Genomic DNA, 12,492 nt, shown 5'->3' on the forward strand with positions numbered 1-12,492 from the left:
TCAGCCTCAGCGTCCTTAGGAAGCGCAGAAGAGGCGCCGCTCAGCGGCGGCGCCGTCTCGATGGCCGGTTTATAGGCGGGACCCCTTTCTCCTGTCAACGCGCTTTTTGAAAGTTTTTCGACAAAAATTGGTTTCGTCATTATTCCAATGACTTAGACGAAAGTCGCAGTTTTCGACCCCTCGATAAGGGCTGCCCAGGCCCCCTTCTGCTGCCAGTCCTCTGTCCACGTCATCCGAGACAGTTCCGGACGGCCCACAAAAGTCGGAGACAGGCGGATCTTCAGGGAAGAGAAGCAGCTTCGCTCAAGGCTTCCGCCAGGAAGGTGCTGAGCGCTGCGACGGCGGCCGAGGCTCGCCCGGGCGCCAGGTGGAGCGCGATCTCGGAGGCCGGCAGGACGGGCAAGCCACGTTCGGCACCCAGCAACTGCAAGCCGGGACGGGCTGTGCCGGCCTTGACCACGGTGAGCGCCACGCCGGAAGCGACCATCGCCTCGACGGCGCCGATGCTCGACGAGGAGAACAGGATGCGCCAGCGCAGGCCCGCCTCGTTCAACGCTTCGAGCGCCCATTCGCGGAACATGTTGGGCGCCTTGAGCAAGGCGAGCTGCAAGGGTTCCTCCAACGAGAAGGCGATGCGGTCCGAGCAGGCCCAGGCCGTCTGCTCCTTGCGCAGGACCTCGCCGCGCCCATTGCCGGCCTTCTGGGTCGCGAGAACGAGATCGAACTCTTCGCCAAGGCTGTTCAGGAGATCGCGCGTGAAACCCGTCGTGACCTCGAGCTCGACATCCGGATGCGAGCGCGCGAAGCGCGCCAGCGTCTCCGGCAGGACGATGGTAGCGTAATCGTCCATCACCGCGAGTCTGACCCGGCCGCTGACGCTCTGCGCATTGATGACGTCCAGCGCCTCGTCATGCAGCGCGACGATGCGGCGGGCATAGCCAAGGAACTGCTCGCCCGCGCGCGTGAGAAGAACTTCGTGCGGCGAGCGCTGCAACAGCGTCTGGCCGGCCAGCTCCTCGAGGCGGCGGATCTGGGTGCTGACGGTCGACTGGCTGCGGAACAGTGCAGTCGCGGCGCGCGTGAAGCTCCTGAGTTCCGCAACCGTGACGAAGCTGCGCAACAGGTCGACGTCGATATTGCGCAGCATGGTGCGACGCCCTCACCTCATAACCATCAAGCGGGAGCCGTTATCGCAATTCGGAAACCATCTGTCCCGTAGGCAAGGCCGAGGGGCCGCCATGCACGGCACCGATCATGGAAATCGAAGAATTCAATTTTGTCGCAGGGCGCGGGGGCGATAGCCTGTCGCGCAACGGGACAATCAGAGCCCAAACCGCCGAGCCCGAGACCGGAGACGCTTAGCAATGCCTCGCTTGAGATCCGCCACCTCCACCCATGGCCGCAACATGGCCGGCGCCCGCGGCCTGTGGCGCGCAACCGGCATGAAGGACAGCGATTTCGGCAAGCCGATCGTCGCGGTGGTGAATTCCTTCACCCAGTTCGTGCCGGGCCATGTCCATCTCCAGGACCTCGGCCAATTGGTGGCGCGCGAGATCGAGAAGGCCGGCGGCGTCGCCAAGGAGTTCAACACGATCGCGGTCGATGACGGCATCGCGATGGGCCATGACGGCATGCTCTACAGCCTGCCCTCGCGCGAGCTGATCGCCGACAGCGTCGAATACATGGTCAACGCGCATTGCGCCGATGCGATGGTCTGCATCTCCAACTGCGACAAGATCACGCCCGGCATGCTGATGGCCTCGATGCGCCTGAACATCCCGACGGTCTTCGTCTCGGGCGGGCCGATGGAAGCCGGCAAGTTCATCGCCGAGGGCGTGCTGAAGAAGGTCGACCTCGTCGACGCGATGATCGCGGCCGCCGACGACAAATATACCGATGCCGAGGTCGACGTGATCGAGCGCTCGGCCTGCCCGACCTGCGGCTCCTGCTCGGGCATGTTCACCGCCAATTCGATGAACTGCCTGACGGAGGCGCTCGGTCTCGCCCTGCCGGGCAACGGCTCGACGCTCGCCACCCATGCCGATCGCAAGCGCCTCTTCGTCGAGGCTGGCCACCTGATCGTCGATCTCGCCCGCCGCTATTACGAACAGGACGACGAGAGCGTGCTGCCGCGCAAGGTCGGCTCGTTCAAGGCCTTCGAGAACGCGATGACGCTCGACATCGCCATGGGCGGCTCGACCAACACGGTGCTGCATCTGCTGGCCGCAGCGCACGAGGCCGAGATCGACTTCACCATGGCCGATATCGACCGGCTCTCGCGCCGCGTGCCCGTGCTGTGCAAGGTCGCGCCCGCCGTTGCCGACGTGCATATGGAAGACGTGCATCGCGCCGGCGGCATCATGGCGATCCTCGGCGAACTGGACCGCGCCGGGCTGATCGACACCTCACTGCCGACCGTGCACAGCACGACGATGGCGGACGCGCTGGCGCGCTGGGACATCACCCAGACCGAGAGCGAGGCGGTGCGCTCCTTCTATAGCGCGGCGCCCGGCGGCGTGCCGACGCAGACCGCCTTCAGCCAGGATCGTCGCTTCGCCGAGCTCGACGCCGACCGCGAGAAGGGCGTGATCCGCAGCGCGGAGCATGCCTATTCGAAGGACGGTGGCCTCGCGGTGCTGTTCGGCAACATCGCGCTCGACGGTTGCATCGTGAAGACGGCCGGCGTCGATGCCTCGATCCTCAAGTTCTCCGGGCCGGCCGTGATCTTCGAGAGCCAGGACGCGGCGGTCGAAGGCATCCTCAACCGCAAGGTCAAGGAAGGCGATATCGTGCTGATCCGCTACGAGGGGCCGCGCGGCGGGCCGGGCATGCAGGAAATGCTCTATCCGACGAGCTATCTGAAGTCGAAGGGGCTGGGCAAAGCCTGCGCGCTCATCACCGACGGGCGCTTCTCGGGCGGCTCGTCAGGCCTCTCGATCGGCCATGTCTCGCCGGAAGCGGCCGAGGGCGGCGCGATCGGCCTGGTCGAGAGCGGCGACATCATCGCGATCGACATCCCCAATCGCAGCATCTCGCTCCAAGTTTCCGACGAGGATCTGGCACGCCGCCGCGCCGCGATGGAGGCCAAGGGCAAGGATGCCTGGAAGCCGGCCGCGCCGCGCAAGCGCAAGGTCACCACTGCGCTGAAGGCCTATGCCGCGACGACGACGAGCGCGGCCAAGGGCGCGGTGCGCGTCGTCGATTGATGATGACCGACCGCCCGGCCAACGCGGCCGGGCGGTCCTCGCTAGATCGAAATTCCCCAATCGCGCGGCTTGAAAAGACGTTTCTGCCTTTTGCATGAAAACAGCCAATCTGACGGCAGATTGACATTGCCCAGACAATCGCGATCCGCCTATTGAGCCTGCACTATATTTGAGCAGCCCAATCGGCCGTCATGAGTTCCGCTTCCCCTCCTTCGCCCGCGAGCCGGCGCTCGCATTTCCGGTTCTTCGTGCCGATCCTGGCCGGTGCAACCTGGCGCGACCGGCTGGTCTCCTGCGTCGGCGCGCTCGTCTGCGTCGGCGCGACCGGGCTGATCTGCGGCCTGCTGCTCGGCAATGACCCGCATCTGCCGCTTCTCGTGGCACCGATGGGTGCGTCAGCTCTGCTGCTCTTCGCGATCCCGTCGAGTCCGCTGGCGCAGCCCTGGCCGATCGTCGGCGGCAACACCGTCTCAGCCCTGATCGGCCTCCTCGTCAGCCGCTACGTGCCGGAGCCGGCGGTGGCTGCCGGCTGTGCGGTGGCGCTCGCGATCGCAGCAATGTCGCTTTTGCGCTGCCTGCATCCGCCGGGTGGAGCGGCGGCGCTGACCGCTGCGCTCGGCGGCCCCGCCGTCGCGACCTACGGGCTCGGCTTCGCCTTCGTCCCGGTCGGGCTCAACGCGCTCGTGCTGACCATGCTCGGCGTGGCGTTCCACCGCTTCTCCAGCCACAGCTATCCGCATCGCCCACCAGCACCGGCGAACACCCACGGCACGAAGGACCCGCCCTCCGGCCAGCGCGTCGGCTTCAACGAGGACGATATCGACGCCGCGCTGAGCGATGTCGGAGAGGCCTTCGACATCGACCGCGAGGATCTCGACCGGCTGCTCCGGCGCGTCGAACTCCACGCGCTGGCGCGCAAGCGCGAGCTGCCGCGCTGCGCCGACATCATGTCCCGCGATCTCGTCCGCGTCGACCAGCACGACGATATCGAGACCGCCCGCCGTTTGCTGCTGGACCATGCCATCCGCACCCTGCCCGTCATCGATCGCGAGAACCGGCTGCTCGGCACGGTCGGCCTGCGCGAACTCACCCATCCCGGCCTGCGCGTTCGCGACGTGATGTCCCCTGCCGTGATCGCGCGCCCCGACGAGCCGGCCGTCGATCTCATCGCCGCCCTCACCGATGGCAGCCATCACGCTGTCATCGTCGTCGATGACGACGAGCGTCTGGTCGGGCTCGTCAGCCAGAGCGACCTTCTGGCGATGCTGCTGCGACCGCTCCGGCGTGAAGCGGCCTGAAAAAGCGGGTTTCCCCCGGCTGCCATCCTGCTCTAGCCTTGTGGCGGGATATCAACGGAGGAATCCTGATGCGGGCTGCGATCGTCGCCCTGAGCTGCCTTCTGTCGCTGCCGGCGGCAGCCGCAGGTCCTTTCGGCAAGATCGTCGTCGGCAACTGGTCGGGCGGCACCTTCACCAACGACCAGAGCGGTGCCTTCTCGCATTGCGCCGTCAGCGCCCGCTACAAGAGCGGGGTGACGATGCTGACCTCGGTGACCGCGCAATTCTCCTGGCTGCTCGGCTTCTCGAAGCCCGAATGGAAGCTGAGAACCGGCGAGACGCTGAAGCTACGGCTCGTCTTCGACCGCAGCTCGACCATCGAGGTGACCGCCAACATCAAGTCGCCGACGCTCGTCACGATCGCCATGCCGGCGCAGTCCACCCTGATCAATGCCTTCCGGCAGGGGCGCTATCTCGAGCTGGTGGCCAATGACGCGCGCTATACCTTTGCGCTGACCTCGACCGGCGAGATGCTGCCGGCGCTGGTCGAATGCGTGAAACAGAGCACCAATGTGCGCGGCCCGGTCTCGCCCGGCGCGCCCGCCCAGGCGCAAACACCCCAGTCGACAGAGCAGGAACGCGCGGCGCGGGCCGAGAAGAAGGCCTTGCTGGAGAAGACCCGCGACCTGATCCGCAGCAAGATGCTGGCCTGCATCGGCCGCGAGGGCGCGCCGATGCTGCTCACGGACGAGAAGGCAGAGGTCGTCGCCAAGGCCGCCATGCTGTTCTGCAAGGGCGATGTCGACGCCCTGACCCATGCCACGATCGAAATCATCGAAACCGAGGACGGCCGGCCGACCAATCGCAATGCCGTGCGCGAGGCCGCGGAAAAGCGGGTCCAGGAGGTGGTGACCGCCCATGTCATCCGCACCCGCGGCGAGATGATCGGCAAGGGGCAGAGGCCCGGCAATCCGGCGCCGAGCCGGCCGGCCGAGCCGGGATCGCGCCCCTCCCAGTCGCTTTAGAAACGCGAAACGCCGCGCCTTCCGGCGCGGCGTTCCCGAAACAGATACCCTGCCGAGGATCAGCCCTTCAGCTTGGTGTTGCACTGGCTCCAGTAGCCGCCGCCCTTCTCGATCCACTTGAGATCGCCATTGGCATTGGCAGCCTTGTTGGCATTGTACTGATCGACGCAGGTCTTGAGGCGCGCCTTGCCGGCGGTCTCGCTCGAATATTTCTGCGAAACCGCCTTCGGGAAGATCGCAGCCTTGGCCTTGCCCGCCGGCATCGCCGCGGGCTTGGCAGCCGACCCGGCCGGCATGGCGGACGCGGCAGGCTTCGCCGGCTCGGCCGGCATGGCAGCGGCTGCCTCGTCGTCAGCGGCGTCGTCGTCGCCGCACTGGGCCTTGCGGAAGTCGTTCCACTTCTGGCCCTTCAGCGTATTGGCCTTCTTGGCGTCCTGATACTTGACGCTGCATTCCTTCATGGTCAGCGCCGAGGCGGGCGCCACGGAGAAGGAAACGAGCGCGAAGGCCGATGCGGATGCGAGAATGAGAGTCCTGAACATGGCGTTCTCCATGGCAAAGCGTGCTGCCGCCGGTCGGCATGCCACTCCGATTTGCGCCCCGAAGCAAGTCCCCTCCGGCGCGCGAACAATGCTTCGGACCACAAGATGTTCCTTTTCGGGCGAATTCCCGCTCAGCAGTCTCTGAGACGCTCGCGGATGGCGAAACACGCCGGCCCCTTGCAGGGCATCACTATTTCCCTGCTATATGACGGCCCGCCAAACCCCTGGAGACGACATGGCACGGCCGTCAGACGCCGCGAAGGACCGCGAGCTCATCCGCATCCTCACCGAGAATGCGCGCTTGCCGCTGTCCGAGATCGCCAAGCAGCTCGGCGTCTCCCGGGCGACGGCGCAAGGGCGCCTCAGCCGGCTCGAACGCGACGGAGTGATCGCCGGCTACACCACGATCCTCGGCAAGGCGAGCCGGCCTGCAACGACGATCGCGGCCCTGATCCTGATCGAGCTGGAGATGAAACAGCAGGGCGGCGTGGTCGCTGCGCTGAAAAAACGGCCGGAAATCGTGCAATGCCACACGTTGAGCGGTCATTTCGACCTCAGCGTCAAGATCGAATGCGAGACCTCCAGCGACCTCGACACGATCATCGACTGGATCGCCGAGATGGAAGGCGTGCGCCGGACGACATCCTCGGTGATTCTAGCCCGCAAGTTCGAACGCTGAGGGCGAGGCGGCCGGCGGCTTCCGGCGTTTCCCATCGTCTTGGTTCATTTCCCATCGAACTGAAACACCATAACGCGCTCCTCCGACGATCCGCCCGTTAAAGCCGGCACGGCTCGCGGCGATGCTCCGTATCGAGGGGAAGGCTCCTGGCCGACCCGACACTCAACCAGGAGATCGCGACATGACCATCCAGAAGCGCATTGCCGTGCTCGGCGCCGGCCAGATCGGCGTCATCATCGCCGGCATGCTGGCCGAGCAGGGCCATCAGGTGACGCTGGCCGACGCCTCCGCCGCGCAGCTCAAGCACGCCTCTGGCGGCCGTTTCGCCACCGAGACCGTCGATGCGTCCAATCTCGACGCGCTGCGCGTCTTCCTGAAAGACCGCGACATCGTCGTCAGCGCCTGCCCGTACTTCCTGAACAAGGGCATCGCCAAGGTCGCGGCCGAGACCAAGACCCATTATTTCGACCTCACCGAGGACGTCGCCACGACCTCCTATATCAAGGAACTCGGCGAGACCTCGGATGTCGCGCTGGTGCCGCAATGCGGCCTGGCTCCCGGCTTCATCTGCATCCTCGGCGCCGACATGGCCGCGCGCTTCGAGAATGTCCGCGCGATCAAGATGCGCGTCGGCGCGCTGCCGCTCTATCCGACCAATGCACTGCGCTACAATGTGACCTGGTCGGTCGACGGCCTGATCAACGAATACTGCAACCCTTGCGAGATCGTCTTCGACGGCCAGCCGACCCTGGTGCCGGCGCTCGAAGGCATCGAGAGCGTGATGATCGACGGCGTCGCCTACGAGGCCTTCAACACCTCGGGTGGCCTCGGCACGCTGACCGAGACGCTCGCCGGCAAGGTCCGCAACATGAGCTACAAGACGCTGCGCTATCCCGGCCATGCCGAGATCATGAAGCTCCTGCTGCGCGACCTCGATCTCGCCGATGACCGCGAGACGCTCCGCCGCATCCTCACGCACTCCGCACCCTTCACCCGCAAGGACGTGGTCGTGATTTTCGTGACCGGCGTGGGCGAGCGGAACGGCCGCCTGGAGGAGGAGAGCGTCGTGCTGCGCTATGACGGCAATGACGAGCTCGGTGCGATCCAGCTCACCACCGCCGCCGGCTGCGTCGCGATGGTCGAGCTCTTCCTCGCCGGCAAGCTGCCCGCCAAGGGCTTCGTGCGCCAGGAGGACGCTGTCCTCGCCGATTTCCTCGCGACCAGGGCCGGCGCCCGGCTGGTCGGCGAAGCGCGCGGTGTCGACGCGGCCGGCCTGGTGCCGACCGTCGCGATCAAGAGCGCGGCCTGAGCGGCTGCTCGCTCACAAGTCAGGCTCTGCCCGTCAGAGCCTGACGCCCAGACCGCGCAGTTCGGCGCGCAGGTCGATGGGCTCGACGAAATGGACGGCCCGCATGCCGGCGGCGCGGGCCCCCACCACGTTCTTCTCGCTGTCGTCGACGAAGATGCAATCGCCGGCCGTCAGACGATAGCGATCGAGCAGCACCTCATAGATCGCGCGCTCCGGCTTCAGCATCCGCTCATGAGCGGAGACGACGACGCCGTCGAAGCTCTGCAGGAACGGGAAGCGGATCAGGCATTCCGCCCATTTCTCGCGCGAGAAATTGGTGATGGCGTAGACCTTCTCGCCCTGCCCCTTCAGCTCCTCCAGCACCGCGACGCTGTCGGCGATGGCATGGGGCACGCTGTCGTGCCAGCTCTCGTCGAAGGCGCGAATCTCGCGCTCCCATTCGGGATGCTGCTTGACCAGCAGCGCGACGCCCTCCTCCCAGGAGCGGCCGCGGTCCTGCTCCAGATTCCAGTCGCCGGTGCAGATGTTCTGCATGAACCAGTCGAGCCGCTCGGTCTCGGGGATGAGCGCGCGATAGATCAGCCGCGCATCCCAGCGCAGCAGGACATTGCCGACATCGAAGACGACGGTGGGAGTGCTGGAAGCCATGGCGAAACCCGGTTGAAAGGGCCGGCAGGACAAACCATTCACGCGCTTGTGTCCAGACGTGCAGGACAGCAGCCGACCCCATCGTTTATGCCGGGGTTATGAGCACCCGCACCACGAATGCCGCCTTACGAACCTGGCTGCCCTGGACCGACCGGCAGGGCCGGTTCTCCGGCCTGCGGGCTGCGGCCTTCGCGCTGCTCCTCGTGCCGGCACTCATGCTGCTCTACGCCGCCTGGATGCACCAGCTCGGCTCCAAGCCCTGGACGCAGGCGATCCACCATATCGGGACCTGGACGGTCAGGATCCTCATCGCCACGCTGGCGGTCTCGCCGTTCCGGCGCCTGTTCGACTGGGGCAAGCTGATCGGCATCCGTCGCATGCTCGGCCTCGGCGTGATGGCCTATGCGCTCGGCCATCTCGCGCTCTACTGCATCGACATGGCCTTCGACTGGGGGCTGATCGTCTCCGAGATCGTCAAGCGCTTCTACCTGACCATCGGCTTCGTCGCGCTCATCGGCCTCGTCGCGCAGGGCGTGACCTCGACCGACGGCATGATCCGCCGGCTCGGCAAGAACTGGCAGCGCCTGCACAACCTCGTCTACCCCATCGCAATGCTGGCGCTGCTGCATTTCGCGCTGCAATCGAAGATCGACGTCACCGAGCCGGTGCTGATGAGCGGGCTGTTCCTGCTCCTGATGCTCTATCGCGGCCTGTATCGCTGGAAGCTGCCGGTCTCGGTGCCGGTGCTCGCAGGCGTGTCGCTGCTCGCGGGGTTGCTCACTGCCGGGCTGGAAGCGGGCTGGTATGCGGCGACCTCCGGGGTCTCGGCCTGGCTGGTCTTCCAGGCCAATGCCGACATCCTGACCTATCAGGACTATGCCTCGATCCGGCCGGCGCATTGGGTCGTGCTCGCGGGCCTCGCGGTAGCCCTCGGCCATGGCTTGCGTGCTCGAAAAGCCCGCCCGCCGCGGCAGGCTCGTCAGAGCGCGCCCGCTCCGGCGGCGTGAGAGAAAAACTTTCCAAGTTTCGACATCTTCCAGATGGAAAGGGTTTCCCCCTCCAGCACTCATGCTCTAACCCTGTGACATGCCTGACGACCCGCACGCCCAGCCCACGGCCGATGTCGTAGAAGCCGAGCTCGCCTCGGAGGGCATCAAGCCTACCCAGGCGCGGGTCTCGCCCTTCGTCCCGCTGCAGCAGCCGATCTTCCGCGCCGTCTGGTTCGCCAGCCTGGTCTCGAATTTCGGCGGCCTGGTCCAGGCGGTCGGCGCGTCGTGGATGATGGCCTCGATCTCGCCCTCGGCCGAGCTCGTGGCGCTGGTCCAGGCCTCGACGACCTTGCCGGTGATGCTGTTCTCGCTGGCGGCCGGGGCCATCGCCGATAATTACGACCGACGCAAGATCCTGCTGACCGCGCAGGTCTTCATGCTGACGGTCTCGATCGGGCTCGCGGTCTGCGCCTGGTTCGGCCTGATCACGCCCTGGCTGCTGCTGACCTTCACCTTCCTGATCGGCTGCGGCACGGCGCTGAACAATCCGGCCTGGCAATCCTCGGTCGGCGACATGGTCCCGCGCCGCGACGTGCCGGCCGCGGTGACGCTCAACAGCGTCGCCTTCAACATCGCCCGCAGCGTAGGTCCCGCGATCGGCGGCGCGATCGTTGCGGCGGCCGGTGCGGTGGCCGCCTTCATCATCAACGCCTTCAGCTATATCCCGCTCTTGATCGTGCTGGCGCGCTGGTCGCCGCCGAAGGTCGAGCGCCTGCTGCCGCGCGAGACATTGTTCATCGCGATGAGTGCGGGCATCCGCTATGTCGCGATGTCCCCGAATATCCGGACCGTCACGCTGCGCGCCTTCGTCTACGGCTTCGGCGCCATCGTCGGCCTGGCGCTGCTGCCATTGATCGCGCGCGATCTCGTGCGCGGCGGCCCGCTGACCTATGGCGTGCTGCTCGGCGCCTTCGGTGCCGGCGCGGTGGCCGGCGCCTTCATGAGCGCACGCCTGCGACGGTCGATGAGCACGGAAGCGCTCGTCCGCTCGACCTTCGTCGCCTATGCCTGCGGCGTCACGCTGATCGCCTTCAGCAAGACGATCTGGCTGGCGATGGCGGGCCTGTGCGTCTGCGGCGCGTGCTGGGTTCTGGCGCTCTCGACCTTCAACGCCACGGTGCAGCTCTCGGCGCCGCGCTGGGTCGTCGGCCGGGCGCTGGCGATGTACCAGATGGCGACCTTCGGCGGCATGGCGATGGGCAGCTGGGCCTGGGGCCGCTCGGCGCTGCATTTCGGCGTCGAGAAGGCCCTGCTGATGTCGGCGGCCACCCTCCTGATCGGAGCGGCGCTCGGCCTGCGCTACCGGCTGCCGCCGCTCGAGGAGCTCAATCTCGACCCGCTCAGCCGCTGGCGCGAGCCCAAGGTCGCGGTCGATATCGAGCCGCGCTCCGGCCCGGTCATCGTCACCATCGAATACATCATCAAGCCCGAGGACGTCGTCGCCTTCCTGACCACGATGGCGGAACGCCGGCGCATCCGGCGCCGCGACGGCGCAAGGCACTGGACCCTGCTGCGCGACCTGACCGATCCGACGCTGTGGATCGAGCGCTATGACAGCCCGACCTGGGTCGAATATGTCCGGCAGAACCAGCGCGTCACCCAAGCCGATGCCGAGATCGGCGAGCAGGTCCGCGCGCTACATAGCGGCCCGAACCCGCCGGTGGTCCACCGCATGATCGAGCGGCAGACGGCCTCGCTGCCGCAATTTGCGGCGAGCCGGACGCCGACGCTGGCGGACTCGCTCAACGACCCGGCGCGGCCGGCTTAAACGACAGGTCTCAGCCGACGATCCAGAGGCCGGCGAGGCCGACCATGCCGACGATGATCCGCCACCACGCGAAGGGCGCGAAGCCGCGCTTCGAGACGAAATCGAGGAAGCTGCGCACCACGACCAGCGCCGAGATGAAGGCGGCGACGAAGCCGACGCCGATCATGACGCCGTCGTCGAAGGTCAGGAACTTGTAGCTCTTGAGCAGGTCATAGGCGAAGGCGCCGGCCATGGTCGGCATCGCCAGGAAGAAGGAAAACTCGGCCGCCGCGCGCTTGCTGGCGCCGAGCAGCATCGCACCGACGATGGTCGAGCCCGAGCGCGAGACGCCGGGCACCATCGCCAGGCACTGGATCAGGCCGATCTTGAAATACATCGGCAGCGGGAAGGTGGTGGCGTCGGTGTGCTTCTCCTGCAATTCCAACTCGTCGACGACGAGCAGGATCAGGCCGCCGGCGATCAGCGTGCAGCAGACGATGAAGGGGTTGAACAGCACTCCCTTGATGAAGCCGTGCAGCAATGCACCGATCACCGCCGCCGGCAGGAAGGCGATGAGCACGCCGATGACGAAGCGGCGGGCCGAGGGGTCGCTGGGAATGCGCAAGGCGATATCGAGCAGGCGGCGGAAATAGACCAGCGTGATCGCCAGGATCGCGCCGAGCTGGACCAGAACCTCGAAGGTCTTGCCGTTGGATTCGAAGCCGAGGAAATGGCCGATCAGGAGCAGATGCCCGGTCGAAGAGACCGGCAGGAACTCGGTCAGGCCCTCGACGATGCCGAGAACGAAGGCTTCGATCAGGTTGTGCATGGAAGGCTTTCCTCGCGCGAATCAGGCGGCACGGACGTTCGTCTGCACCAGCCTTCCGCCGGCTTACGCCCAGCTCTTTGCAAATTGGTTACCACTTCGCGAAGCAGCACCGGCAAATTGCGGGCTTCGGCATCGCCGCGGGTTGTGGCGGTTTTCCGGCGTGATTATAGCAAGCCGCCGT

The 12,492-nt window shown here is 66.3% G+C and carries 11 protein-coding genes; 7 read left to right on the top strand and 4 right to left on the bottom strand.

Features of this window, described 5'->3' with window-relative positions; genetic code table 11:
* Positions 1-280 precede the first annotated feature (280 nt).
* The gene (locus tag AC1RLU_RS19700; protein WP_492797694.1) at positions 281-1,147 is read right to left on the bottom strand and encodes a LysR substrate-binding domain-containing protein; all 867 of its coding nucleotides are present in this window, start codon (positions 1,145-1,147) and stop codon (positions 281-283) included.
* 217 nt (positions 1,148-1,364) lie between these two features.
* On the opposite strand from AC1RLU_RS19700, the gene ilvD reads away from it, so the two are divergent.
* The 3 genes from ilvD to AC1RLU_RS19715 all read left to right on the top strand — a co-directional run bounded on the left by ilvD (position 1,365) and on the right by AC1RLU_RS19715 (position 5,508).
* Positions 1,365-3,206 carry a dihydroxy-acid dehydratase gene (gene ilvD / locus AC1RLU_RS19705; RefSeq protein WP_492797696.1) on the top strand — a complete coding sequence of 614 codons (1,842 nt, stop codon included), beginning with the start codon at positions 1,365-1,367 and terminating at the stop codon, positions 3,204-3,206.
* 191 nt (positions 3,207-3,397) lie between these two features.
* Positions 3,398-4,504: an HPP family protein gene (locus AC1RLU_RS19710; RefSeq protein WP_492797698.1), complete on the top strand. Its 1,107-nt coding sequence runs from the start codon at positions 3,398-3,400 to the stop codon at positions 4,502-4,504.
* Between the two features lie 68 nt (positions 4,505-4,572).
* Positions 4,573-5,508, top strand: coding sequence for a hypothetical protein (locus tag AC1RLU_RS19715; RefSeq protein WP_492797700.1), 936 nt, complete (start codon positions 4,573-4,575; stop codon positions 5,506-5,508).
* 59 nt (positions 5,509-5,567) lie between these two features.
* Here the strand turns inward: AC1RLU_RS19715 and AC1RLU_RS19720 are convergent, their stop codons facing one another.
* Positions 5,568-6,050 (bottom strand): hypothetical protein, encoded by a 483-nt coding sequence (locus AC1RLU_RS19720; RefSeq protein ID WP_061971854.1) that lies wholly within the window; start codon positions 6,048-6,050, stop codon positions 5,568-5,570.
* A gap of 235 nt (positions 6,051-6,285) precedes the next feature.
* Here AC1RLU_RS19720 and AC1RLU_RS19725 point away from each other — a divergent pair, with 235 nt between their 5' ends.
* Positions 6,286-6,729 (top strand): Lrp/AsnC family transcriptional regulator, encoded by a 444-nt coding sequence (locus AC1RLU_RS19725; protein WP_061971852.1) that lies wholly within the window; start codon positions 6,286-6,288, stop codon positions 6,727-6,729.
* A 181-nt stretch (positions 6,730-6,910) separates the two neighbouring features.
* Positions 6,911-8,038: a saccharopine dehydrogenase family protein gene (locus tag AC1RLU_RS19730; RefSeq protein ID WP_492797701.1), complete on the top strand. Its 1,128-nt coding sequence runs from the start codon at positions 6,911-6,913 to the stop codon at positions 8,036-8,038.
* A gap of 33 nt (positions 8,039-8,071) precedes the next feature.
* On the opposite strand, the gene AC1RLU_RS19735 is transcribed toward AC1RLU_RS19730, so the two are convergent.
* Positions 8,072-8,686 (bottom strand): HAD family hydrolase, encoded by a 615-nt coding sequence (locus tag AC1RLU_RS19735; protein WP_492797703.1) that lies wholly within the window; start codon positions 8,684-8,686, stop codon positions 8,072-8,074.
* A 98-nt stretch (positions 8,687-8,784) separates the two neighbouring features.
* Here AC1RLU_RS19735 and msrQ point away from each other — a divergent pair, with 98 nt between their 5' ends.
* Together msrQ and AC1RLU_RS19745 are read left to right on the top strand one after the other, a co-directional pair.
* Complete coding sequence (gene msrQ / locus AC1RLU_RS19740) at positions 8,785-9,693, top strand: protein-methionine-sulfoxide reductase heme-binding subunit MsrQ (RefSeq protein ID WP_492797705.1); 909 nt, start codon at positions 8,785-8,787, stop codon at positions 9,691-9,693.
* A 79-nt stretch (positions 9,694-9,772) separates the two neighbouring features.
* Entirely contained in the window at positions 9,773-11,503 is a 1,731-nt protein-coding gene (locus tag AC1RLU_RS19745) for an MFS transporter (RefSeq protein ID WP_082617758.1), read from the top strand.
* A gap of 10 nt (positions 11,504-11,513) precedes the next feature.
* Here AC1RLU_RS19745 and AC1RLU_RS19750 read toward each other — a convergent pair whose 3' ends face one another.
* Positions 11,514-12,311 (bottom strand): undecaprenyl-diphosphate phosphatase, encoded by a 798-nt coding sequence (locus tag AC1RLU_RS19750; protein ID WP_061971844.1) that lies wholly within the window; start codon positions 12,309-12,311, stop codon positions 11,514-11,516.
* Positions 12,312-12,492: the final 181 nt, after the last annotated feature.

Source organism: Allobosea sp. GW822-FHT05A11, from assembly GCF_058800455.1.